Raw genomic sequence first — 21,446 nt, 5'->3', positions numbered from 1 at the left:
AGCGCTTGGCTCCGGTTTATTATATCAGAATTTCAATCCCGGGAAGTATGCGCTTTCGCCTAATTCTTCCTCAATGCGAAGTAGCTGATTGTATTTTGCCATACGGTCAGAACGTGAAGCAGAACCGGTTTTAATTTGTCCCGTGTTCAATGCAACAGCAAGGTCAGCGATTGTTGCATCCTCAGTTTCACCTGAACGGTGCGACATAATGCTCTTATAGCTGTTACGTTTTGCCAGGTTTACAGTATCGATAGTTTCTGTAAGAGAACCAATCTGGTTTACTTTTACCAAAACTGCATTTGCGATCTGAGATTCAATTCCTTGTTGCAGGCGGGTTACATTCGTTACGAACAAATCATCCCCTACAAGCTGGCATTTGCTGCCGATTGACTCTGTCAAAGTTTTCCAGCCAGCCCAATCGTCTTCGTCCATACCATCTTCAATAGAGATAATAGGATATTTAGCAACCCATTGAGTCCAGTAATCCGCCATTTCAGCTGAACTAAGTTTACGGCCATCTGATTTTTTGAAGTGGTATAGACCATCTTCGTAGAATTCAGAAACAGCTGCATCCATAGCAATGAAAATTTCTTCGCCAGGTTTGTACCCTGCTTTTTCAATCGCCTGAATTACGATCTCGATCGCCTCTTCATTCGATTTGATATTTGGAGCGAAACCACCTTCGTCACCTACGTTGGTCGAATAGCCTTTGCTTTTCAAAACAGTTTTTAGGGTATGGAAAACCTCAACACCCATACGAAGCGCCTGAGAGAACGTATCTGCTTTTGCAGGCATGATCATGAACTCCTGAAAATCGATCGAGTTATCCGCGTGACTTCCTCCGTTCAGGATATTCATCATAGGAACAGGAAGTGTATTTGCATTTGTGCCGCCAACATAGCGATACAATGGCAGGTTTGCTTCCTGCGCTGCTGCTTTCGCTGCTGCCAGGGAAACTCCCAGGATTGCATTGGCACCCAACTTTCCTTTATTAGGAGTTCCGTCAAGCTCAAGCATGATCTTGTCGATCAGATTTTGCTCAAATACTGAACATCCGATGAGTTCAGGAAAAATAATATCGTTGACATTTTCAACTGCTTGCAAAACACCTTTTCCAACATAAACGCTTTTGTCGTTATCACGAAGTTCAACGGCCTCATGCTTTCCGGTAGAAGCACCAGATGGAACAGCAGCACGTCCCAGGTAACCATTTTCGGTACGAATATCTACTTCTATTGTCGGGTTTCCTCTTGAATCCAGAATTTGTCTTGCATGTACTGACTGAATCGTACTCATTTGCAGCTTATGTTTTAATTATAAATTTGAATATTTTAACGCCTACAAAATAACACAAAAAAAATCGTCATCCATAAGCGGCAAATCACTTTAAGGTAAATTTACAATTCGGTAACACGGTCAATTTCATATGTATTGAGCAAACTAGTTACGGGTTGTATACCTCTATAAAAGAAAAACCTCCGTTAAGGAGGTTTTCTGATCAGCTTACGCTTAGCAATTTTATAAACTCGTCAAACAGGTACCTTGAATCATGCGGGCCTGGTGAAGCTTCGGGGTGATACTGCACCGAGAATGCAGGATAATCCTTTCTTCTGATCCCTTCTATTGTGTTATCATTCAAGTTAATATGTGTGATCTCAATGTCCGGGTGGCTCTGGATCTCATCAGGGTTCACAGCAAATCCGTGATTCTGAGAAGTGATTTCACACAATCCCGTAATCAAGTTTTTGACAGGGTGATTTAAGCCTCTGTGACCATGATGCATTTTATAAGTAGTTATCCCACTTGATAGCGCTAATAACTGGTGACCGAGGCAAATTCCAAAAAGTGGTTTCGCAGTCTTGATCATCTGGTTCACGCTCTCTACTGCGTAAAGCATAGCAGCCGGATCGCCCGGTCCATTAGATATAAAGAACCCGTCGGGGTTCCATTCCATTACTTCTTCAAACGGCGTCTTTGCTGGAAATACTTTGCAATAGCAACCTCTGGAAGTAAGATTTGACAAAATGCTTTTTTTGATTCCATAATCAATCACCGCTATCCGCCATTTGCTTCCCTCTTCTTCGCCAACAAAGTACGGTTCAGTAGTTGTTACTTCTGACGACAACTCGAGTCCGTCCATGGAAGGTATTCTTCTTAATTCCTCCATGAGCAACTTCTCATCAAGAATTTCAGAAGAAATAATTGCATTCATTACGCCTTTTTCGCGCACATGCCTTACCAAATGCCTGGTATCTACATTACTGATACCAACAATCTTGGCCCTCTCGAAATATTCCTGCAGTGAGAAATCCGCGGTATCTCTGGAATAAATGGCCGAAAACGTGTTACAAACCATTCCCCGGATTTTGACAGAGCTTGACTCCTCTTCATCATTTAGCTGTACACCATAGTTGCCGATATGCGAGTTGGTGTTGACGATAATCTGTCCATAGTACGAGGGATCCGTATAGATCTCCTGATAGCCCGTCATGCCGGTATTAAAGCAGATTTCCCCGCCAGTCGTTCCACGTATTCCCAAAGCTAGACCTTTGTATGCTGTTCCGTCTTCAAGCAACAACAGAGCTTCCTGTTTTTGATTCATATATGGTTTTTATCGATTTTCTTCTGATTAATGAGAATGAATTGTAAGGTTATTCTCAAAAGCGGTGCAAAAATACAGTTTTTTGCGCATAAAAAAGGGTTAAACTAAAACGTTTAACCCTCTCAATATTTCTACTACCTTCCAAAACTACTCTTTGTCAGTACCTTCAGATGAATCTTCCGTCTTCGGAGCTTCCTCAGCAGCTGGTGCTGACTCTTCTACCACCGGGTGATCTTCTTTCTTAACAGGTGCAGCAACATCGGCTTCAGCGGAGGTTTCTTTCTTTCCACCACCTCTTCTGCTACGACGAGTTTTAGCTGGCTTATCTGCATTAGCAAGCAGCAGTGCATCATTGAAATCAACAAGTTCGATCAATGCCGTTTCAGCAGCATCACCTAGTCTGTTACCTAACTTAATAATACGGGTATAACCACCTGGGCGAGATGCAATTTTGTCAGATACTGCGCCGAAAAGCTCTTTCGTAGAAGCCTTATCGTTAAGATAGGAGAATACAATCCTTCTGTTGTGGGTTGAATCTTCTTTCGCACGAGTCAGCAAAGGCTCAACGTACTTACGAAGTTCTTTCGCTTTCGCCAGAGTAGTTTCAATTCTTTTGTGGAGAATCAAAGAGGAAGCCATATTTGAAAGCATAGCCTTGCGGTGAGATGCTGTTCTTCCTAAGTGATTATCCTTTTTACCGTGTCTCATTTTTTTGTTGTTTAGTTGCTTCGAGCTGCGACTGGCGCGCTACAGAATACATACTTATGAATGGAATAATTATCAATCCTCTTCCAGGCGATACTTGGCTACGTCCATTCCGAAAGTCAGTTGTTTATCAGCTACAAGCTGCTCCAACTCCGTAAGGGATTTCTTTCCAAAATTACGAAACTTCATCATATCTGAAATTTCAAGCCTTACTAAATCACCCAATGATTTAACATCGGCAGATTTCAGACAGTTATATGCACGAACAGAAAGATCCAGCTCAGACAACGAAGTTTTCAAAAGCTTTCTCATGCGCAACATTTCCTCGTCAACCTGATTATCTTCTTCCGCTTTCTGCTTCTCGAAAGTCATTGTCTGATCCGAGAACAACATGAAGTGTTGAATAAGAATGTTCGCAGCACCTTTCAGAGCATCCTCAGGGTGAATTGAACCATCAGTTTGAATATCTATTAAAAGACGCTCGTAGTCAGTACGCTGTTCAACACGTGTATTTTCAACACTGTATTTTACATTCTTTATCGGTGTGTAAATAGAATCAACAGCGATGTAACCAAATGGCAATTCATTTGCACGTGGCTCATCTGCTGGAACATATCCTCTTCCTTTATCTAACAACAGTTCCATCTCAAATTCCTTCTGATCGTCAATATGACAAATCACCTGGTCTGGATTAAGAACCTCGAATGCATTTGTAAACTTACCAATGTCACCTGCTGTAATGGCAGACACATTCTTTAGATTTACTACTATCCTACTCTCACTTAGATCAGAAACTTTTTTAAAGCGAACCATTTTAAGGTTCAGGATGATTTCTGTAACATCCTCAACAATACCTTCAATAGAAGAGAATTCGTGAAGCACGCCCGGGAACTTCACACTTGTAATGGCGTAACCTTCCAAAGATGAAAGAAGTATTCTACGCAACGCATTACCGATGGTCACGCCGTATCCTTTCTCTAAAGGCTTAAACTCAAACAACCCGTGAAAGTCGTCTGCTTTTTCCATGACGACCTTATCAGGCATTTGGAAAGCTAATATTGACATAGTCTTTGCTCCTTTTATAGTAGTAAATGATAGTTGATCACGCTACCGTTACCTTTGCGATCGCAAAATTGCCGTTAACGGCTAAAAAGTACTTCCCCCGCGCAACGGAGAAAGTACTGAAATAATGAAGATTGTTATTTAGAGTACAACTCAACGATGAGCTGCTCATTGATATTTTCAGGGATCTGCTCACGCTCTGGGAACGTTACGAATTTGCCTGATAGTTGCTGTCCGTCCCATTCAAGCCAGTTGAATCCACGTGAACTGTGGCCAGCAAGGCTGTCAGTTACTGCTTCAAGTGATTTAGACTTTTCGCGAACAGTCACTACCTGTCCTGGACGAAGAGAATATGAAGGAATATTTACGATCTCACCATCAACAAGAATGTGTTTGTGAGATACAAGTTGCCGGGCTGCTCTTCTTGTTGGAGCGATCCCAAGGCGGTAAACTGTATTGTCAAGACGTGCCTCGCAATACTTCAAAAGGTTTTCACCAGTGATACCTTCTTTTACAGAAGCTTTCTCAAACAAATTACGGAATTGTCTTTCAAGAATACCGTAAATGAATTTTACCTTTTGCTTTTCCATTAACTGTAAAGCATACTCCGACTTCTTGGAGCGGCGACCCTTACCATGGATTCCAGGAGGGTAATTTTTCTTAGCAAGTGCTTTACTTGGACCTAAAATTGGTTCTCCGTAACGTCTTGCAATCTTCGATTTGGGACCTGTATAACGTGCCATTAAAAACTTTTTTGTTTAACTATTAATTAAGACCATTCAGTAACCCCAGTGTCCAAATTACGAATGGATATTTTACTATACTCTACGACGCTTTGGAGGACGGCAGCCATTGTGTGGCAGCGGAGTAATGTCACGGATTGTTGTTACTTCAATCCCCGCATTCTGGATTGTACGGATAGCTGATTCGCGCCCCGATCCAGGTCCTTTAACAAAAACCTCTGCTTTACGCATCCCCAGATCAAAGGCAACCTGCGCTGCACTTTGAGCTGCTGTTTGTGCAGCATAAGGAGTGTTCTTCTTTGATCCACGGAATCCCATTTTACCAGCGGAACCCCACGATATAACCTGACCATTGTTGTTTGTAATGGAGATGATTATATTATTGAAAGAGGCCTTAATGTGAACCTGACCAACAGACTCAACAACAACAACTCTCTTTTTTGCTTTATCTTTTCTTTTATTTTGTGCCATTGCTCAAGGGGAATAAGTGTGGCGAAGCCACCGCTCATTGTTTATTTAGTAGCCTTTTTCTTATTAGCGATTGTCTTACGCTTACCCTTACGAGTACGAGAATTGTTCTTCGTTCTTTGTCCGCGAAGTGGCAATCCCTTACGATGGCGAAGACCTCGGTAACAAGCGATGTCCATCAAGCGTTTGATGCTCAATTGAACCTCAGACTTAAGTGCACCCTCTACTTTATATTCACCAGCGATCACTGCACGAATCGCGCCTGACTCGTCATCTGTCCAGTCAATAACTTTCTTATTCAAATCTACTCCCGCCTTGTCCAGAATCTTCTTCGCAGAACTGCGACCAATTCCAAAAATATACGTCAATGAGATTTCGCCTCTTTTACGGTCGGGAATATCAACTCCTGAAATACGTGCCATATGATTAACCTTGTCTTTGTTTATACCGTGGGTTCTTCTTATTAATTACATATACCTTACCCTTACGGCGTATAACCTTGCAGTCCTCACTGCGCTTCTTAACTGATGCTTTGACTTTCATCTGAGTATACTTAAGTGTTAATTTGAGGTGATCGACTCCTTATTTGTACCGGTAGGTAATTCTTGCCTTCGATAGGTCATAAGGAGACATTTCTAATTTTACACGGTCTCCCGGTAATATCTTGATATAGTGCATTCTCATTTTACCTGAAATATGAGCAATCACTTCATGCTTGTTTTCTAATACAACACGAAACATTGCGTTTGACAATGCTTCGAGAATTACTCCGTCTTGTTCGATTGATGCTTGTTTTGCCATTCGTAGCTTTATTACTTTACTTCTACCATTAGGCTGGTGTTGGCCGTCACTTTCTCTATATAATCGAATGTCGTGAGAATCTCCGCTTTGCCCTTTCGTACAACGACAGTATGTTCAAAATGAGCCGAATATTTACGGTCAGTAGTTCGAATAGTCCAACCATCACGTTCCTGCAATACCGCTTTTGTACCAAGATTAATCATAGGTTCAATAGCTAGCACCATCCCCTCACGTAGTCTTACGCCTTTTCCTCTCTTACCATAATTAGGTACCTCAGGACTTTCGTGAAGTTCTCTACCTACTCCGTGTCCAACCAACTCTCTTACAACTGAATATCCTCGCTCTTCAACGTATGACTGAATTGCATAACCGATGTCACCCATTCTCAATCCATCAACAGCGTGGTCTATGCCTTTATAAAGAGACCGTTTTGTAGCAGTCAGAAGATCCATAACTTCTTTGGAAACTTCTCCGACAGGATAGGTATAAGCACTATCGCTATGGTATCCCTTCAATTTGACCCCACAGTCGATTGAAATAATATCCCCTTCTTTCAATATGTACCCACTAGGGAAACCATGGACAACAACTTCATTCACAGAAATACAAAGCGACGCAGGGAAATTGTTAAAACCTTTGAAGGAAGGAATACCACCAAAATCTTTAATGTATTCCTCAGCAATCGAATCAAGTCTTTTTGTAGCGACCCCCGGTTTCACCCACATTGCCACTTCGGCATGAGCTTTCCCCAGAACCTGGGCACTTTCCTTGATAAGATCTATTTCGTCCTCCGTTTTAAGATAAATCATCTTCTATTAGATAGCCACGCTCTCCGTTCTACCCGTTACTCTACCAGACTTCATTAAACCTTCATATCGGCGCATCAACAAATAACTCTCAACCTGCTGCAACGTATCTAAAACTACACCCACCATGATAAGAAGTGATGTACCGCCGAAGAAATGCGCAAAGTCTGTCGACACACCAAGCAAACTTGCGAATGCTGGTAAAGTCGCAACGATTGCTAACATAATCGAACCTGGAAATGTAATTCTATCTAAAACTGAGCTAATATATTCCGAAGTCTGCTGACCAGGCTTAACACCAGGAATAAAGCCGCCTCCTCTTTTCATATCATCCGCGATCTGCTGCGGATTAACTGATATCGCAGTGTAAAAAAAGGTAAAAACTATAATCAGAAAAGCAAACAGCAAATTGTACTGCCAAGTCGTGTAATTCGCAAAAATAGTAGCAACGTTGCTTGCAAAGTCACTCTTCTCCGCGAAGTACGAAGCACCAAGTGATGGTATAAACATCAACGCTTGCGCAAAAATGATAGGCATAACACCTGCAGCATTCAGCTTCAAAGGTAGATACTGACGTTGCCCACCCATTACTCTGTTACCTACAACCTGCTTTGCATATTGAATAGGTATCCTGCGTACAGCCTGCGTTAACATAACAGCACCCATAATTACAAAGTATAGCGCAACTATCTCGAGAACAAAAAGCAAGATCTGACCACTGCCCCTAGACACAAACTCTTTATAAATTGCCCCAGGAAATCTGGATACAATACCTATCATGATAAGCATTGATATACCATTGCCAATACCCTTGTCCGTAATTCTCTCTCCCAGCCACATACAAAACATAGTACCGGCAGTTAGAACAAAAACAGACGAAATCGAAAATAGACTACGGCTCACTAGCAGAGCTTCGTCGGGTACAGTAGTATTAAGGTATGCAGTGCCCTGAACGAGGGTAACGACAATTGTTAAAACACGGGTAATTTGATTTAGCTTCTTCCTGCCAGATTCACCCTCTTTCTGCATCTTTTGAAAATAAGGCAAAGCCATAGTCAAAAGCTGAATAGCAATAGAGGCAGAAATATAAGGCATGATACCCAATGCAAAAATGGAAGCCTTGCTAAAAGCTCCACCTAGAAAAGTATCCAAAAGGCCCAATAAACCCTGTGACGATACATTCATTTGATCAGGCTCAACACCTGGCAATGCGACGTAAGACCCCAGACGGAAAATTGTTATAAACAAAAGAGTGTTGAGAATACGTGTTCTCAACTCCTCAATTGCAAATATATGCTTAATAGTCTCTAAAAATCGTTTCATTTTGTGGGTCTACATTAGCTATCCTGATCAACTATCAAATCACCGAACAGCGTAATTACAACTTGATAGCCTTACCGCCTGCTTTCTCAATCGCTTCAAGTGCGGTTGCAGAAAACCCATGAGCATGAATCTCAACAGCAGCTGACAACTCACCTCTACTCAGAATCTTAACGAGATCCTTTTTAGCGCACAAACCATTTTCAATAATCACCTCAGGGGTAATAACACTAACACCAATTTTGTCCACCAATGCTTGAATTGCATCCAAGTTAAGTGCCTTGTACTCGGTTCTGTTAACATTATTAAAGCCAAACTTCGGCAAACGTCTCTGAAGTGGCATCTGTCCACCTTCAAAGCCCAATTTACGGCTATATCCTGATCTAGATTGAGCCCCTTTATGCCCACGTGCAGATGTTCCGCCTTTACCGGAGCCCTGACCACGTCCAACACGCTTTCCAACTTTAACAGATCCAGCAGCTGGTTTTAACGAACTAAGATTCATACAATTCGTATATATTAAATTTCTTCGACTTTAACCAAGTGGCTTACTTTGCGAATCATTCCCGCAATAGCATCGCTATTTTCCTTTTCAACCGACCTGTTTAACTTGCCTAGACCCAGTGCCTTTATAGTAAGCTTCTGACGTTCCGGACGATCGATTGTGCTTTTAACTTGTGTAATACGTACTTTCGACATGATTACTCTCAGATATAGGAAATCCTAAGATTATCCGTTAAATACTTTATCTAACTTCACACTACGCTGAAAAGCAACCTGATGAGGAGCTCTCATTTTCAGAAGAGCGTCAATCGTCGCCTTAATAACGTTGTGAGGGTTTGAAGAACCTTTGGACTTAGCCAATACGTCCTTAATTCCCGCACTCTCAAGAACAGCCCTCATTGGACCACCCGCCAATACACCTGTTCCGGGAGCAGCTGGCTTAATCAAAACGAAACCACCACTAAACTTACCTTCCATTTCGTGAGGTACTGTGTGTTTCAGCATTGGAACTTGAATGAGGTTTTTCTTGGCGTCATCAATTCCCTTAGCAATAGCGTCGGTAACTTCATTGGCCTTGCCCAATCCATATCCAACTACGCCATTACCATCTCCAACTACAACAATGGCTGAAAAACTAAAGCGACGACCGCCTTTCACTACTTTTGCTACCCGATTGATGGCAACAACGCGCTCTTTCAAATCGGACTCGTTAACCTTCGAAGGTCTTGTATTTATAGACATAGTCTTTGTTATACTTAGAATTTCAGGCCACCCTCACGGGCTCCTTCGGCCAATGCTTTAACTTTTCCATGGTACAAGTACCCATTACGGTCAAAAACTACCGCCTGAATACCTGCTTCCTGAGCCTTCTCAGCAATTTTCTTTCCAACTTGAAGTGCAACTTCCACATTAGAATTCTCTTTTCTTCCACCAAGATCTACTGACGAAGCGCTTGCCAATGTAACTCCATTGATGTCGTCGATAATCTGCGCGTAAATACTGGTATTAGAACGGAAAACCGATAACCTTGGACGTTCCGTGCTACCCTTAACTCTCTTACGAATATGAAGTTTGAGACGTTGTCTTCTATCTGTTTTTGCGTTAGCCATTGTAATCTTATCTAACTTTGTTTATAACATTATTTTGTGGCAACGAATTACTTCTTAGAAGCAGACTTACCAGCCTTGCGACGTACAACCTCACCAACAAAACGAATACCTTTACCTTTGTAAGGCTCAACTTTTCTAAGTGACTTAATCTTAGCAGCTACTGAACCGATCAATTCTTTATCAATACCTTCTAAAATAACCTTAGGGTTCTGCCCTTTTTCAGAGGTAGTTGTAAGCTTGATCTCGCTTGGTATAGCCATAAAAATATTATGGGAGTATCCTAGTTGCAATTCCAAAACATTGTTCGCTGAACTCGCTTTGTAACCAACACCGATAATTTCTAGCTCTTTCTTGTAACCTTCACCAACACCAATTACCATGTTGTTGATCAAAGAGCGGTATAACCCGTGTAACGCTTTGTGACGCTTTTGCTCGGTAGGGCGCTTTACAGTAAGCTCATTACCTTCAACTGCAACAGTAATATCACTGTCAACTGTTTGAAAAAGCGTTCCTTTTGGTCCTTTAACCGACACGACATTATCTTCACCAACCGCAACTGAAATTCCAGCTGGTAAAACGATAACTTTATTTCCTATTCGTGACATTTCCTGAATATCTTTAAAATATTAATACACGAAACACAATACTTCTCCACCTACATTGAGAGTTTTCGCCTCTTTGTCAGTCATTACACCTTTAGATGTTGAAATTATTACAGTTCCTAATCCACCCAAAACGCGCGGCAATGTTGATGAACCTGAGTATTTTCGCAAACCAGGTTTACTTACCCTCTCCAATTTTACAATTGCAGATTGCTTTGTGACAGGATTATATTTCAAAGCGATTTTAATCGTTCCCTGAGGTCCAACCTCGTCAAACTTATAGCTTTGTATGTACCCTTTATCAAAAAGTACTTTTGTAATCTCTTTTTTTATGTTGGATGCAGGTATCTCAACAACCCGGTGCTTCGCTTTGATAGCGTTTCTGAGTCTCGTCAGATAGTCTGCTATGGGATCCGTTAACATTTTTATGCCAAGTTTAAACACCCCTTTTTGAACGGGAGTGCAAAGTTAAGTAATTGAAATCAGAATTGAAAGTATTCTTACCAACTTGATTTAGTAACTCCCGGAATTTTTCCATCAGAAGCCATATCTCGGAATAGAACTCTTGAAATCCCGAATTTACGCATATATCCCCTCGGTCTTCCAGTGATTTTGCATCGGTTATGTAGACGAACCGGAGAAGAGTTACGTGGCAGCTTATCCAAACCAACCCAGTCGCCAGCTGCTTTGAGCTTTGTACGCTTCTCAGCATATCTCTCTACCAGCGCCTGTCTCTTTCTTTCTCTCGCTTTTACTGATTCTTTTGCCATTGTCGGTAAATAAATCTTGTATTAAATTTTATATTATTTGCTAGCGTTAGTAAAGGGCATTCCCAACGCTTTCAGCAATTCATAACTCTCTTCGTCAGAGTTGGTGGAAGTCACAAAAGTAATGTCCATACCCGTGATCTTATTCACCTTCTCAATGCTGATCTCAGGGAAGATAATCTGCTCCTTCACACCAAACGTATAATTTCCTCTTCCGTCAAAACCTTTATCGCTGATCCCCTTGAAATCGCGAACCCGTGGCATTGCAATAGTAGTCAACCGATCCAAAAACTCGTACATACGATCACCACGAAGAGTAACCTTCGCGCCAATCGGCATGTTCTCTCTCAATTTAAAGTTTGAAACCGCTTTCTTAGATATAGTTGCGATTGCTTTTTGCCCGGTTATAAGGCTTAGCTCCTCTACTCCTGTATCAACCAGTTTCTTATCTGCAACCGCAGCTCCGATACCTTTGTTGATTACGATTTTTGTAAGCCGAGGTACTTGCATACTCGATTTGTACTGAAACTTCTCTTTCAACTGCGAAACAACTTCGCTCGCGTACTTCTCTTTTAATCTTGGCTGTGCCATTTTTACATTAGTTACGTGGATTACCGACCCACTTGCTTTGTTACTAAACTAGCGATACTGATAACAGTTACAACAAATTACCAGTCTTTTTCGAAAAGCGCTGCAATTTACCGCCATCATTGATCTTGCGACCGGTTCTTGTTGCTTCTCCTGTTTTAGGATCCACAACCATAAGATTGCTGATGTGAATAGCACCTTCTTTCTTCTCGATACTACCCTGTGGGTTTTGAGCATTAGGTTTAACATGCTTTGTGATCATGTTTACACCTTCCACTGTAGCTCTTTGCTTCTCAACCAGCACTTTTTTAATCACACCTGTTTCTCCCTTGGCGTTACCTGAAATCACTTTCACAGTATCGCCTTTACGGATATGCAATTTTGCTGGTGCCTTTTTACCTTTAATTTCCATTGACGTATTCTCTTAATAGTTTAAAGAAATACCTTATTTCTTACAGCACTTCTGGTGCAAGTGACACAATCTTCATGAATTGTTTCTCGCGCAATTCACGTGCAACTGGACCAAATATGCGGCTACCGCGAGGCTCGTCATTGTTATTCAATAAAACTGCTGCGTTATCCTCAAAGCGGATATAAGTTCCATCCTTGCGACGTACCTCTTTCTTGGTACGAACAACCACGGCTTTTGAAACCGTTCCTTTTTTCATATTGCTCGAAGATAGAGCCGACTTAACCGTAACTACGATCTTATCCCCTACCGAAGCATAGCGCTTTCCAGTTCCTCCAAGTACACGAATTACGAGTACCTCCTTAGCGCCACTGTTATCTGCTACCGACAGTCTTGATTCTTGCTGTACCATTATTACTTAGCTTTTTCAAGGATTTCTACTAATCTCCAACGCTTGTTCTTGCTGAGCGGACGAGTTTCCATTACACGAATCGTGTCGCCTATTCCAACCTCATTGGTCTCGTCATGAACCATCAACTTAGTAGTTTTGGTCATGAACTTACCATACTTGGCGTGCTTAACCTTACGTTCAACAGTGATCACACAGGATTTCTCCATTTTGTTACTCACTACTTTACCTATTCTTTCTTTACGTAAATTTCTTTCTGTTGCCTCCATAATTTCAATCTGATTTACTGCTGGTTAGATTTAGCCGACAGCTCTGTCAAGAGTCTTGCAATTTCCTTACGTGAGGCGCGAATACGCAAAGGGTTCTCGATAGGTGAAATTGCATGAGCAAATTTCAATCGAAGTAAGCGCTCTCTCTCTTGGGCGATCTGCTCTTTAAGCTGATCTTGCGACAGATCCTTTATTTCTTTACTAGTCATTGCTTTAAATAATTAACGTTCTGATTCCGCTCGGGACCCTATTCCTATTCTTGGTAATCCCGACGTACCACGAACTTGGTTTTAATTGGCAACTTTTGTGCAGCCAAACGCAATGCTTCGTTGGCAGTATCCAGCGCAACGCCAGTTGCCTCGAATATGATTGTTCCTGGTTTAACAGGAGCTACCCAATACTCAGGAGCACCTTTACCCTTACCCATACGAACCTCAGCAGGCTTCTTTGTAATAGGTTTATCAGGGAAAATACGAATCCAAACCTGGCCTTCACGTTTCATTGCACGTGTAACTGAAATACGAGCAGCTTCTATCTGACGTGCAGTCAACCAACCTGGTTCAAGAGCCTTAATAGCAAACGAACCAAAAGCGATTTCATGTCCACGTGTCGCTAAACCGTTGTATGAACCTTTTCCTTTCTGTTGCTTGCGAAATTTTGTCCTTTTCGGCTGTAACATGATTAATCTATTTGAACCGGCTTCACCGGAAATGCCTGATTACTTCTTCTTGTTCTTATTATTGTTGTTATTGCTTCTCTTCCTACGATCAGCATCACTACCACCACCACCTTCGCCGCGGGAAGCGCCATCATTTCCTCTGCCTCCTCTTCTGTCACCACGTCCACCACGGTCATTACCGCCACGATCGTTGCCGCCAGATGCACTCCGGTCAGCCCTGTCAGAAGCTGCTGTTGCAGCACTTGGAGTCAAATCACGCTTGCCGTACAATTCACCTTTGAAAATCCAAACCTTGATCCCGATCTTCCCGTAAATAGTCTGCGCTTCAGAGATCGCGTAATCAATATCTGCTCTCAACGTATGCAGCGGAATGCGTCCTTCTTTGTATTCCTCAGTACGAGCCATTTCAGCACCGCCCAGACGACCAGCAAGACGAATCTTAATTCCCTGAGTTCCTACCCGCATTGCAGAAGCGATTGACTGCTTCATGGCCCGACGATAAGAGATACGAGCTTGAAGCTGTTGAGCAATTGCCTCTCCTACCAGCTTAGCATCGATTTCAGGACGTTTAATTTCGTAGATGTTAATTTGAACATCTTTCCCTGTAATCTTTTTAAGCTCTTCTTTTATTTTATCAACTTCGCTACCACCTTTACCAATAACAATACCCGGACGGGCAGTGTGAATGGTAAGCGTAATACGTTTTAAAGTACGTTCAATAACTACCTTAGATATCGATCCCTTCGGAATACGTGCCTTGATGTAGTTACGGATTTTCTCATCCTCAACTAATTTATCAGAGAAGTCTTTTCCTCCATACCAGCTTGACTCCCATCCTCTAACAATTCCTAGTCTCAGACCTATAGGATTAACCTTTTGTCCCATTCGATATAGATCGTTTACTTATGATTCGGTGATTACTTCTTCTTTATCTGCACCTGATGCCGAAACCGAAGCGTCGTCAATCACGATGGTAATATGGTTCGAACGCTTGCGAATTCTATGCGCTCTGCCTTGGGGAGCAGGGCGTAAGCGCTTCAACATACGTCCACCGTCGATAAATACGGTTTTAACAATAAGATCAGCATCTTCAAGTTTTGAACCTTCGTTCAACTGCTGCCAGTTTGCAACTGCCGATAATAAAACTTTGTGCAAAACGGGAGAAGATGCCCTAGGTTGAAACTTTAATAGTGCCAACGCTTTGCTGACCTTTTGTCCGCGAATCATGTCGGCCACTAGTCTCATCTTGCGAGGAGAGGTAGGCACGTCTCTTAATATAGCTCTTGCTTCCATGTTCTTTAGATATAGGCTCGTCCGCTAAGGACCAGCTATCGTCGACTATTTATTTTCTTCCTTTATCTTTTTTCGCTGTGTGACCGCGGAAATTACGAGTGGGTGAAAATTCTCCCAGCTTGTGTCCCACCATATTCTCAGTTACATAAACAGGGATAAACTTGTTTCCATTATGTACTGCAAAGGTATGTCCGATAAAATCGGGCGAAATCATTGAGCGTCGTGACCAGGTCTTGATTACTGACTTACGTGACGAACTGTTCATAACCTGAACTTTGTTCTCGAGACGGAAGTCGATATACGGTCCTTTTTTTAATGAGCGTGCCATGTTATTCTATTATTTTTTACGACGGCTGATAATCAATTTCTCAGAGTGCTTGTTGCGATCACGTGTCTTAAGACCTTTCGCAAACTGACCGTTTCTAGAACGAGGCTGACCTCCTGACGAACGGCCCTCACCACCACCCATTGGGTGATCAACTGGGTTCATTGCAACCCCTCTCACACGTGGACGGCGACCTAACCATCTGCGGCGACCTGCTTTACCCAGAGCCACGTTCATGTGACTAGCGTTGGATACTGTTCCCACAGTTGCAATACAGGTAGAAAGGATCATTCTCATTTCGCCAGAAGGCATTTTTAGAACGGCGTATTTACCTTCTCTTGCAACTAGCTGCGCGTAAGCACCCGCACTTCTTGCAAATTGTCCACCTTTACCAGGAGTAAGCTCGATATTGTGCACAATGGTACCAATTGGCATTGCACTTAAAGGAAGAGCATTTCCAACCTCCGGAGCAACTGAATTACCAGAAACAAGTACCTGCCCTACTTTCAATCCGTTTGGAGCGATAATGTATCTTTTTTCCTGATCTTCAAACTGAATCAGAGCAATGCGCGCTGAACGGTTTGGATCGTATTCTATTGTAAGTACGGTAGCCGGCGCATCGAAACGGTTTCTCTTGAAATCGATAACACGATACTTCCTTTTGTGACCACCACCTATATATCGCATGGTCATGTGTCCCTGACTGTTACGACCACCTGTTCTTTTGATCGTTTCCAGAAGACTCTTCTCAGGTTTCGCTGTTGTGATCTCCTCAAAAGTAGGAGCTGAGCGAAAACGCTGACCAGCACTTGTCGGTTTTAATTTTTTAACTGCCATTTGATATTACTCGTCAAGATTTAAGTCGTTCAACCAGGCTTATGCCTCACCGTATATATCGATGATCTCTCCTTCAGCTACTGTTATGATAGCTTTCTTGATAGTCGACGTTTTTCCACTTACAAATTTTCCTCCCGATGTGCGGGACTTACTTTTACCAATGCTACGCATGGTGTGAACGCTTTCTACGGTAACCCCGAACAGCTTCTCAATAGCTTTTTTAATCTCTACCTTATTAGAAGTAAGAGACACTTCAAAAGCATATTTTCCTTGACCACCCTGAGCCGTTACCTTTTCGGTTATAATCGGACGTTTCAGTACACTCATTGTTATTTGTTCAATTGGGTTTCCAAAATAGACAGAGCAGATTCACTTATCAAAAGACGGTCTGCATACATCAGGTCATAAGTATTGACCGCGTCCACAGTTGTAACTTTCGCTTTTGGAATGTTACGGCTTGACAGATAAACATTGCTGTCAATTGATGGAAGAATCAATAAAGTTTTTGTATTCACTAATGAAAGCGATGTCAAAACATTCAGATATGATTTCGTTTTAGGCGCATCAAATGTGAATGCTTCCAGAACAGATATCGCATCAGACTGTGCTTTGGCAGAAAACGCCGACTTGCGAGCTAATACTTTAACCTTTTTATTCAACTTAAAACCGTAGTCACGAGGTCTTGGACCGAAAATCCGGCCACCGCCTACGAAAACAGGAGACTTAATGCTACCTGCACGTGCACCACCTGTTCCTTTTTGACGTTTGATCTTGCGTGTAGAATGATTTACTTCTGCACGTTCCTTTGACTTATGCGTTCCCTGACGCTGATTTGCCAGGTAAAGCTTTACATCGAGATAGATCGCGTGCGTATTAGGTTCAATGCCGAAAATCTCTTCTGACACACTTACCTTCTTGCCGGTATCTTCTCCTTTTATATTTAATACGGACAGTTCCATTGGTGCTATTTCTCAATGATTAGAAATGAATTCTTTGAACCCGGTACTGAGCCACTAACAACTAAAATGTTCTGCTCAGGTATCACTTTCAGAATTCTCAAATTCTGAATCTTTACACGATTGTTACCCATACGTCCACCCATGCGAATACCTTTAAATACGCGCGAAGGGAAAGAGCAGGCACCAATCGAACCTGGGTGACGCGCTCTGTTATGCTGACCGTGAGTTTGACCACCCACACCACCAAAACCGTGACGTTTTACAACACCCTGAAAGCCGCGTCCTTTGGCTGAGCCAACAACGTCAACGAACTCACCTTCTTCGAAAATATCCTGTACAGATAACGAAGTTCCTAATTCATGCTCCACTTCAAATTCCTTAAACTCAACCAACTTTTGTTTGGGAGTTGTATTGGCTTTTTTGAAGTGGCCAATCATAGGTCTGGAAGAATTCTTTTCTTTCTTCTCTCCAAAACCTAATTGAATGGCTTTATAACCATCCTTTTCTTCGGACCTAACTTGTGTAACAACACAAGGACCAGCTTGGATCACAGTACATGCCAGAGCCTGCCCGTCAGCATTGTACAAACTGGTCATCCCGATTTTCTTACCAATTAAACCAGACATGTTTGAAATTTAAATTTAGCAGGTAATACCCCTTATTCTTTAAAACGGACTGCAAAGGTAGAAAATCAATTCTTAGTATCCAATGCAGTTAAAAAATATTTCTCGCTGATAATCAGCAAAAAAGGTCAGATGAATTACCATCTGACCTCATTTTTTAGAATGCCGGTGATTGTTGCGTATAATGCATCCAATTAAGTGGCATCCTCGAGCTCAGATGTGGTTTCCGAAAGCGGACCTTCACCCAATTTATGTCTTTGACTTACCTTAAATAAGTCGGCTTTTACTAAACTTTAATTTCAACATCAACACCACTTGGCAATTCAAGCTTCATCAATGCATCAACAGTTTTTGCGCTAGTAGAGAAAATATCAACCAGACGTTTGTAAGTACAAAGCTGGAACTGCTCTCTCGATTTCTTATTAACGTGTGGTGAGCGCAACACAGTAAACTTCTCGGTTTTGGTCGGCAAAGGAATTGGACCACTAACAATAGCACCAGTCGCCTTTACAGCCTTCACAATTTTCTCAGCTGACTTATCAACCAAGTTGTGGTCAAATGACCGAAGCTTAATACGAATTTTTTGATTCATTTCTTTTGTTTGTTTCCGGTTCAGAAAATCTTGTCAAATGAGTTTTGACAATCCATCAGCAAAAGAACCATTTACTTTACTGATTTATATCTATATAAAATGAAGTGCTACCAAGCAAGCTGGTAGCACTTCACATTTAAGCTCTAACTAAGCCTTTTGCCTTTTCAATTACCCCCTCAGCGATGTTGTTAGGAACGATCTCGTAGTAAGCGAAAGTAAGAGACGCAGTTGCACGGCCCGATGACATTGTACGAAGGTCAGTTACATAGCCGAACAATTCAGAAAGAGGAACGTCAGCTTTGATAACCTGTGCACCATTACGTGAATCCATACCGCGCATGATACCACGACGACGGTTTAAGTCACCTGTAATAGGACCGGTGTATTCGTCAGGAGTAAGTACTTCAACGTGCATAATAGGCTCCATCAACTTCGAACCAGCGTGACGTGCTGCTTCTTTGAAACCTATCTTAGCTGCCAATTCGAAAGAAAGTGAATCTGAATCGACATCGTGGAATGAACCGTGGAACAGACGAACTTTCATAGAATCCAAAGGATAGCCTGCCAACGCACCGTTGATCATAGCAGCCTCAAATCCTTTTTGAACCGGAGCAATGAATTCACGAGGAATAGCACCACCTACCACTTCGTTTACAAACTGCAAACCAGTTTTTGGCTCTTTGCCCTCTTCATTGTCATCACGTGGCCCGATTTCAAATACGATATCGGCAAACTTACCACGACCACCAGTTTGTTTCTTGTACACTTCACGGTGCTCGTAGTTCTTAGTCAAGATCTCTTTGTAAGCAACCTGTGGAGCACCTTGGTTTACCTCTACTTTGAATTCACGACGCATACGGTCGATGATAATTTCCAAGTGAAGCTCTCCCATTCCTTTAATGATCGTTTGACCAGTCTCCTCGTTACTTTCAACCTGGAGTGTTGGATCTTCTTCGATCAGCTTAGTGATTGCTTTTGAGAAGTTATCGCTATCAGCAGCTTTCTTAGGCTCGATTGCGTAACCAATTACAGGCTCAGGGAATACCATTGATTCCAATACAATCGGAGATTTTTCATCCGAAAGCGTATCTCCTGTCTTAATATCTTTGAAACCTACTACCGCACCAATATCCCCTGCTTCAAGCTTGTCAATCTGATTTTGCTTATTAGCGTGCATCTGGAATATACGTGAGATACGCTCTTTATTACCTGAACGGTTGTTCAATACATAAGAACCCGAGTCAAGTACACCAGAATAAGATCTGATAAAGCAAAGGCGCCCAACATAAGGGTCAGTTGCAATTTTAAATGCAAGTGCGCAGAAAGGATCCGTCTCAGAAGGCTTACGGCTAACTTCGTTGCCTGTACGTGGATCTGTTCCTATAATACTCTCACGATCCATTGGTGAAGGCAAAATCGCCATCACGTAATCGAGCATTGTTTGAACACCTTTGTTTTTGAAAGAAGAACCGCAAACCATAGGAACGATCTTCATGCTGATAGTTGCAGCACGCAACGCAGCTAAAATTTCGTCTTCCGAGATCGAGTTAGGATCTTCGAAATATTTCTCCATCAAAGTATCATCGAATTCAGCAACTGCTTCAAGCAATTTCTCTCTCCACTCAGTTGCTTCTTCCAACATATCGTCAGGAATAGGAACCTCAGTGAAAGTCATTCCTTTATCTGCCTCATTCCACTCAATACCACGGAAGTTAACCAGGTCAACAACACCTTTGAAAGAATCTTCAGCTCCGATCGGCAATTGAAGAGGCACTGCGTAGCTGCCCAACATTTCTTTAACCTGAGCACAAACTTTCAGGAAGTCTGCTCCGGAACGGTCCATTTTATTTACGAACCCAATACGTGCTACATTATAGTTGTTAGCAAGGCGCCAGTTCGTTTCAGATTGTGGCTCAACACCATCAACCGCGCTGAAAAGGAAAACCAAACCATCCAAAACACGTAGAGAACGGTTTACCTCAACGGTAAAGTCTACGTGTCCAGGAGTATCGATAATGTTGATATGATATTTCTCGTTACGGTAGTTCCAGTTAACTGTTGTAGCCGCAGATGTAATGGTAATACCACGCTCTTGCTCCTGCTCCATCCAGTCCATTGTAGCAGCACCATCATGTACTTCTCCAATTTTGTGACTTACCCCTGCATAGTACAGAATACGCTCAGTTGTAGTTGTTTTACCGGCATCAATGTGCGCAGCAATACCAATGTTTCTTGTTAATCTTAGATCACGTGCCATGACAGATGGTGATGTGTTATATTTTATTCGATGTGCAACTCAATTCGGAGAATTTGAACTTTTCAGAGAATGACAAATCCATTACTTCCAAAAATTCAGAGCGCAAAAGTATAAATTGTTGATTATAAATCCAATTGAGGGAAAGTTATTTTTCAAAAATTTATACAAAAAAATCGGGAGCCTGATAACCAGACTCCCGATTGCATTATATTTTATTTGCTTAGAAACGGAAGTGAGAGAACGCTTTGTTCGCATCCGCCATACGGTGCGTATCGTCTTTCTTCTTCACAGCAGCACCTTCACCTTTTGCAGCCGCGATAATTTCGCCGGCTAGACGGTCAACCATTGTTTTTTCTCCACGTTTGCGGGAATAGTTGATCAACCATTTCATGCCAAGAGATTGCTTACGCTCAGGACGAACTTCTGTTGGAACCTGAAACGTTGCTCCACCTACGCGGCGGCTTTTTACCTCTACTGAAGGCGTAACATTGTTCAATGCTTTTCTCCAGGTTTCCAAACCATTTTCGCTGGTTTTTTTCTCAACCAACTCCAATGCGTCGTAAAAAATGGTAAATGCAATGCTCTTCTTTCCTTCGTACATCAGGTTGTTCACAAACTTAGTTACCTGAACATCCCTGAACTTAGGATCAGGAAGGATATATCTTTTCTTTGGTTTCGACTTTCTCATTTTGTCTTAATGTTTTTACACGAGGTTTC

The 21,446-nt window shown here is 42.1% G+C and carries 34 protein-coding genes; all 34 read right to left on the bottom strand.

Annotated features, from left to right (window positions below; translation table 11 throughout):
- Window positions 1-24: 24 nt before the first annotated feature.
- Complete coding sequence (eno, locus tag AC1XTG_RS06200) at window positions 25-1,296, bottom strand: phosphopyruvate hydratase (RefSeq protein WP_056280084.1); 1,272 nt, start codon at window positions 1,294-1,296, stop codon at window positions 25-27.
- Window positions 1,297-1,498: 202 nt separating this feature from the next.
- Complete coding sequence (gene carA, locus AC1XTG_RS06195; protein WP_484841365.1) at window positions 1,499-2,602, bottom strand: glutamine-hydrolyzing carbamoyl-phosphate synthase small subunit; 1,104 nt, start codon at window positions 2,600-2,602, stop codon at window positions 1,499-1,501.
- A gap of 147 nt (window positions 2,603-2,749) precedes the next feature.
- A complete protein-coding gene (rplQ, locus tag AC1XTG_RS06190) occupies window positions 2,750-3,310 on the bottom strand; it encodes a 50S ribosomal protein L17 (RefSeq protein ID WP_056280078.1) in 561 nt (186 codons plus the stop codon).
- A gap of 72 nt (window positions 3,311-3,382) precedes the next feature.
- Entirely contained in the window at window positions 3,383-4,372 is a 990-nt protein-coding gene (locus AC1XTG_RS06185) for a DNA-directed RNA polymerase subunit alpha (protein WP_056280075.1), read from the bottom strand.
- Window positions 4,373-4,506: 134 nt separating this feature from the next.
- Window positions 4,507-5,112, bottom strand: coding sequence for a 30S ribosomal protein S4 (rpsD, locus tag AC1XTG_RS06180; protein ID WP_031528730.1), 606 nt, complete (start codon window positions 5,110-5,112; stop codon window positions 4,507-4,509).
- 75 nt (window positions 5,113-5,187) lie between these two features.
- The gene (rpsK, locus tag AC1XTG_RS06175; protein WP_056280072.1) at window positions 5,188-5,583 is read right to left on the bottom strand and encodes a 30S ribosomal protein S11; all 396 of its coding nucleotides are present in this window, start codon (window positions 5,581-5,583) and stop codon (window positions 5,188-5,190) included.
- A gap of 41 nt (window positions 5,584-5,624) precedes the next feature.
- Window positions 5,625-6,002 (bottom strand): 30S ribosomal protein S13, encoded by a 378-nt coding sequence (gene rpsM / locus AC1XTG_RS06170; protein WP_031528732.1) that lies wholly within the window; start codon window positions 6,000-6,002, stop codon window positions 5,625-5,627.
- Window positions 6,003-6,006: 4 nt separating this feature from the next.
- Window positions 6,007-6,123 carry a type B 50S ribosomal protein L36 gene (gene ykgO / locus AC1XTG_RS06165; protein WP_015813811.1) on the bottom strand — a complete coding sequence of 39 codons (117 nt, stop codon included), beginning with the start codon at window positions 6,121-6,123 and terminating at the stop codon, window positions 6,007-6,009.
- Window positions 6,124-6,162: 39 nt separating this feature from the next.
- Window positions 6,163-6,381: a translation initiation factor IF-1 gene (gene infA / locus AC1XTG_RS06160; RefSeq protein ID WP_015813810.1), complete on the bottom strand. Its 219-nt coding sequence runs from the start codon at window positions 6,379-6,381 to the stop codon at window positions 6,163-6,165.
- An 11-nt stretch (window positions 6,382-6,392) separates the two neighbouring features.
- Complete coding sequence (map, locus tag AC1XTG_RS06155; RefSeq protein WP_056280069.1) at window positions 6,393-7,190, bottom strand: type I methionyl aminopeptidase; 798 nt, start codon at window positions 7,188-7,190, stop codon at window positions 6,393-6,395.
- A 6-nt stretch (window positions 7,191-7,196) separates the two neighbouring features.
- On the bottom strand, window positions 7,197-8,510 hold the full coding sequence (gene secY / locus AC1XTG_RS06150; protein ID WP_056280067.1) for a preprotein translocase subunit SecY: 1,314 nt from the start codon (window positions 8,508-8,510) through the stop codon (window positions 7,197-7,199).
- 55 nt (window positions 8,511-8,565) lie between these two features.
- Window positions 8,566-9,012 (bottom strand): 50S ribosomal protein L15, encoded by a 447-nt coding sequence (gene rplO, locus AC1XTG_RS06145; RefSeq protein ID WP_056280065.1) that lies wholly within the window; start codon window positions 9,010-9,012, stop codon window positions 8,566-8,568.
- 14 nt (window positions 9,013-9,026) lie between these two features.
- Window positions 9,027-9,206, bottom strand: a complete 180-nt coding sequence (gene rpmD / locus AC1XTG_RS06140; RefSeq protein WP_031528736.1) for a 50S ribosomal protein L30 — start codon at window positions 9,204-9,206, stop codon at window positions 9,027-9,029.
- A gap of 30 nt (window positions 9,207-9,236) precedes the next feature.
- On the bottom strand, window positions 9,237-9,752 hold the full coding sequence (rpsE, locus tag AC1XTG_RS06135) for a 30S ribosomal protein S5 (protein ID WP_056280062.1): 516 nt from the start codon (window positions 9,750-9,752) through the stop codon (window positions 9,237-9,239).
- Between the two features lie 14 nt (window positions 9,753-9,766).
- On the bottom strand, window positions 9,767-10,120 hold the full coding sequence (gene rplR, locus AC1XTG_RS06130; RefSeq protein ID WP_056280059.1) for a 50S ribosomal protein L18: 354 nt from the start codon (window positions 10,118-10,120) through the stop codon (window positions 9,767-9,769).
- 47 nt (window positions 10,121-10,167) lie between these two features.
- Window positions 10,168-10,725, bottom strand: a complete 558-nt coding sequence (gene rplF, locus AC1XTG_RS06125; RefSeq protein ID WP_056280057.1) for a 50S ribosomal protein L6 — start codon at window positions 10,723-10,725, stop codon at window positions 10,168-10,170.
- A 21-nt stretch (window positions 10,726-10,746) separates the two neighbouring features.
- Window positions 10,747-11,145 carry a 30S ribosomal protein S8 gene (gene rpsH, locus AC1XTG_RS06120; RefSeq protein ID WP_031528740.1) on the bottom strand — a complete coding sequence of 133 codons (399 nt, stop codon included), beginning with the start codon at window positions 11,143-11,145 and terminating at the stop codon, window positions 10,747-10,749.
- A gap of 77 nt (window positions 11,146-11,222) precedes the next feature.
- A complete protein-coding gene (gene rpsN, locus AC1XTG_RS06115) occupies window positions 11,223-11,492 on the bottom strand; it encodes a 30S ribosomal protein S14 (RefSeq protein WP_031528741.1) in 270 nt (89 codons plus the stop codon).
- A gap of 33 nt (window positions 11,493-11,525) precedes the next feature.
- Window positions 11,526-12,080: a 50S ribosomal protein L5 gene (gene rplE / locus AC1XTG_RS06110; RefSeq protein WP_056280055.1), complete on the bottom strand. Its 555-nt coding sequence runs from the start codon at window positions 12,078-12,080 to the stop codon at window positions 11,526-11,528.
- A gap of 67 nt (window positions 12,081-12,147) precedes the next feature.
- On the bottom strand, window positions 12,148-12,489 hold the full coding sequence (gene rplX / locus AC1XTG_RS06105; protein WP_056280052.1) for a 50S ribosomal protein L24: 342 nt from the start codon (window positions 12,487-12,489) through the stop codon (window positions 12,148-12,150).
- A 40-nt stretch (window positions 12,490-12,529) separates the two neighbouring features.
- Window positions 12,530-12,898 carry a 50S ribosomal protein L14 gene (gene rplN / locus AC1XTG_RS06100; protein WP_015813798.1) on the bottom strand — a complete coding sequence of 123 codons (369 nt, stop codon included), beginning with the start codon at window positions 12,896-12,898 and terminating at the stop codon, window positions 12,530-12,532.
- Between the two features lie 2 nt (window positions 12,899-12,900).
- Window positions 12,901-13,164: a 30S ribosomal protein S17 gene (gene rpsQ / locus AC1XTG_RS06095; protein ID WP_031528744.1), complete on the bottom strand. Its 264-nt coding sequence runs from the start codon at window positions 13,162-13,164 to the stop codon at window positions 12,901-12,903.
- Between the two features lie 14 nt (window positions 13,165-13,178).
- Entirely contained in the window at window positions 13,179-13,373 is a 195-nt protein-coding gene (rpmC, locus tag AC1XTG_RS06090; RefSeq protein WP_031528745.1) for a 50S ribosomal protein L29, read from the bottom strand.
- Between the two features lie 44 nt (window positions 13,374-13,417).
- Window positions 13,418-13,843, bottom strand: coding sequence for a 50S ribosomal protein L16 (rplP, locus tag AC1XTG_RS06085; RefSeq protein ID WP_031528746.1), 426 nt, complete (start codon window positions 13,841-13,843; stop codon window positions 13,418-13,420).
- A gap of 39 nt (window positions 13,844-13,882) precedes the next feature.
- On the bottom strand, window positions 13,883-14,728 hold the full coding sequence (gene rpsC, locus AC1XTG_RS06080) for a 30S ribosomal protein S3 (RefSeq protein ID WP_056280050.1): 846 nt from the start codon (window positions 14,726-14,728) through the stop codon (window positions 13,883-13,885).
- Between the two features lie 18 nt (window positions 14,729-14,746).
- Window positions 14,747-15,136 carry a 50S ribosomal protein L22 gene (gene rplV, locus AC1XTG_RS06075; RefSeq protein WP_056280048.1) on the bottom strand — a complete coding sequence of 130 codons (390 nt, stop codon included), beginning with the start codon at window positions 15,134-15,136 and terminating at the stop codon, window positions 14,747-14,749.
- Between the two features lie 49 nt (window positions 15,137-15,185).
- The gene (gene rpsS / locus AC1XTG_RS06070) at window positions 15,186-15,464 is read right to left on the bottom strand and encodes a 30S ribosomal protein S19 (protein ID WP_056280046.1); all 279 of its coding nucleotides are present in this window, start codon (window positions 15,462-15,464) and stop codon (window positions 15,186-15,188) included.
- Window positions 15,465-15,473: 9 nt separating this feature from the next.
- Entirely contained in the window at window positions 15,474-16,298 is an 825-nt protein-coding gene (rplB, locus tag AC1XTG_RS06065) for a 50S ribosomal protein L2 (RefSeq protein ID WP_056280044.1), read from the bottom strand.
- Between the two features lie 39 nt (window positions 16,299-16,337).
- Window positions 16,338-16,625: a 50S ribosomal protein L23 gene (gene rplW / locus AC1XTG_RS06060; RefSeq protein WP_056280041.1), complete on the bottom strand. Its 288-nt coding sequence runs from the start codon at window positions 16,623-16,625 to the stop codon at window positions 16,338-16,340.
- 2 nt (window positions 16,626-16,627) lie between these two features.
- Window positions 16,628-17,257 carry a 50S ribosomal protein L4 gene (rplD, locus tag AC1XTG_RS06055; RefSeq protein ID WP_056280039.1) on the bottom strand — a complete coding sequence of 210 codons (630 nt, stop codon included), beginning with the start codon at window positions 17,255-17,257 and terminating at the stop codon, window positions 16,628-16,630.
- Between the two features lie 5 nt (window positions 17,258-17,262).
- Entirely contained in the window at window positions 17,263-17,883 is a 621-nt protein-coding gene (rplC, locus tag AC1XTG_RS06050; protein WP_056280037.1) for a 50S ribosomal protein L3, read from the bottom strand.
- Between the two features lie 283 nt (window positions 17,884-18,166).
- The gene (rpsJ, locus tag AC1XTG_RS06045; protein ID WP_026631228.1) at window positions 18,167-18,472 is read right to left on the bottom strand and encodes a 30S ribosomal protein S10; all 306 of its coding nucleotides are present in this window, start codon (window positions 18,470-18,472) and stop codon (window positions 18,167-18,169) included.
- A 136-nt stretch (window positions 18,473-18,608) separates the two neighbouring features.
- Complete coding sequence (fusA, locus tag AC1XTG_RS06040) at window positions 18,609-20,729, bottom strand: elongation factor G (protein WP_056280035.1); 2,121 nt, start codon at window positions 20,727-20,729, stop codon at window positions 18,609-18,611.
- Window positions 20,730-20,949: 220 nt separating this feature from the next.
- Window positions 20,950-21,417, bottom strand: a complete 468-nt coding sequence (gene rpsG / locus AC1XTG_RS06035; protein WP_015813785.1) for a 30S ribosomal protein S7 — start codon at window positions 21,415-21,417, stop codon at window positions 20,950-20,952.
- Window positions 21,418-21,446: the final 29 nt, after the last annotated feature.

It is taken from the genome of Dyadobacter sp. HNCC25DJ183 (genome assembly GCF_056895175.1).
This window is presented reverse-complemented; position numbering and strand designations above follow the sequence as displayed.

Bases quoted from the DNA above. Each gene is read 5' to 3' on its own strand.
- rpsK (WP_056280072.1), bottom strand. From the start codon at position 5,583: ATGGCACAAAATAAAAGAAAAGATAAAGCAAAAAAGAGAGTTGTTGTT.
- rplB (WP_056280044.1), bottom strand. From the start codon at position 16,298: ATGGCAGTTAAAAAATTAAAACCGACAAGTGCTGGTCAGCGTTTTCGC.
- rplP (WP_031528746.1), bottom strand. From the start codon at position 13,843: ATGTTACAGCCGAAAAGGACAAAATTTCGCAAGCAACAGAAAGGAAAA.
- rplC (WP_056280037.1), bottom strand. From the start codon at position 17,883: ATGTCTGGTTTAATTGGTAAGAAAATCGGGATGACCAGTTTGTACAAT.
- rpsH (WP_031528740.1), bottom strand. From the start codon at position 11,145: ATGTTAACGGATCCCATAGCAGACTATCTGACGAGACTCAGAAACGCT.
- rpsN (WP_031528741.1), bottom strand. From the start codon at position 11,492: ATGGCAAAAGAATCAGTAAAAGCGAGAGAAAGAAAGAGACAGGCGCTG.
- map (WP_056280069.1), bottom strand. From the start codon at position 7,190: ATGATTTATCTTAAAACGGAGGACGAAATAGATCTTATCAAGGAAAGT.
- rpsM (WP_031528732.1), bottom strand. From the start codon at position 6,002: ATGGCACGTATTTCAGGAGTTGATATTCCCGACCGTAAAAGAGGCGAA.
- rpsD (WP_031528730.1), bottom strand. From the start codon at position 5,112: ATGGCACGTTATACAGGTCCCAAATCGAAGATTGCAAGACGTTACGGA.
- rplQ (WP_056280078.1), bottom strand. From the start codon at position 3,310: ATGAGACACGGTAAAAAGGATAATCACTTAGGAAGAACAGCATCTCAC.
- carA (WP_484841365.1), bottom strand. From the start codon at position 2,602: ATGAATCAAAAACAGGAAGCTCTGTTGTTGCTTGAAGACGGAACAGCA.
- rpsE (WP_056280062.1), bottom strand. From the start codon at position 9,752: ATGTCTATAAATACAAGACCTTCGAAGGTTAACGAGTCCGATTTGAAA.
- ykgO (WP_015813811.1), bottom strand. From the start codon at position 6,123: ATGAAAGTCAAAGCATCAGTTAAGAAGCGCAGTGAGGACTGCAAGGTT.
- fusA (WP_056280035.1), bottom strand. From the start codon at position 20,729: ATGGCACGTGATCTAAGATTAACAAGAAACATTGGTATTGCTGCGCAC.
- rpsG (WP_015813785.1), bottom strand. From the start codon at position 21,417: ATGAGAAAGTCGAAACCAAAGAAAAGATATATCCTTCCTGATCCTAAG.
- rpmD (WP_031528736.1), bottom strand. From the start codon at position 9,206: ATGTCGAAAGTACGTATTACACAAGTTAAAAGCACAATCGATCGTCCG.
- rpsQ (WP_031528744.1), bottom strand. From the start codon at position 13,164: ATGGAGGCAACAGAAAGAAATTTACGTAAAGAAAGAATAGGTAAAGTA.
- infA (WP_015813810.1), bottom strand. From the start codon at position 6,381: ATGGCAAAACAAGCATCAATCGAACAAGACGGAGTAATTCTCGAAGCA.
- rplF (WP_056280057.1), bottom strand. From the start codon at position 10,725: ATGTCACGAATAGGAAATAAAGTTATCGTTTTACCAGCTGGAATTTCA.
- rplE (WP_056280055.1), bottom strand. From the start codon at position 12,080: ATGGCACAGCCAAGATTAAAAGAGAAGTACGCGAGCGAAGTTGTTTCG.
- rpsC (WP_056280050.1), bottom strand. From the start codon at position 14,728: ATGGGACAAAAGGTTAATCCTATAGGTCTGAGACTAGGAATTGTTAGA.
- rplX (WP_056280052.1), bottom strand. From the start codon at position 12,489: ATGGAAATTAAAGGTAAAAAGGCACCAGCAAAATTGCATATCCGTAAA.
- rplV (WP_056280048.1), bottom strand. From the start codon at position 15,136: ATGGAAGCAAGAGCTATATTAAGAGACGTGCCTACCTCTCCTCGCAAG.
- rplD (WP_056280039.1), bottom strand. From the start codon at position 17,257: ATGGAACTGTCCGTATTAAATATAAAAGGAGAAGATACCGGCAAGAAG.
- rplR (WP_056280059.1), bottom strand. From the start codon at position 10,120: ATGGCTAACGCAAAAACAGATAGAAGACAACGTCTCAAACTTCATATT.
- rpsS (WP_056280046.1), bottom strand. From the start codon at position 15,464: ATGGCACGCTCATTAAAAAAAGGACCGTATATCGACTTCCGTCTCGAG.
- eno (WP_056280084.1), bottom strand. From the start codon at position 1,296: ATGAGTACGATTCAGTCAGTACATGCAAGACAAATTCTGGATTCAAGA.
- rpmC (WP_031528745.1), bottom strand. From the start codon at position 13,373: ATGACTAGTAAAGAAATAAAGGATCTGTCGCAAGATCAGCTTAAAGAG.
- AC1XTG_RS06185 (WP_056280075.1), bottom strand. From the start codon at position 4,372: ATGTCAATATTAGCTTTCCAAATGCCTGATAAGGTCGTCATGGAAAAA.
- rplN (WP_015813798.1), bottom strand. From the start codon at position 12,898: ATGGTACAGCAAGAATCAAGACTGTCGGTAGCAGATAACAGTGGCGCT.
- secY (WP_056280067.1), bottom strand. From the start codon at position 8,510: ATGAAACGATTTTTAGAGACTATTAAGCATATATTTGCAATTGAGGAG.
- rplW (WP_056280041.1), bottom strand. From the start codon at position 16,625: ATGAGTGTACTGAAACGTCCGATTATAACCGAAAAGGTAACGGCTCAG.
- rplO (WP_056280065.1), bottom strand. From the start codon at position 9,012: ATGAATCTTAGTTCGTTAAAACCAGCTGCTGGATCTGTTAAAGTTGGA.
- rpsJ (WP_026631228.1), bottom strand. From the start codon at position 18,472: ATGAATCAAAAAATTCGTATTAAGCTTCGGTCATTTGACCACAACTTG.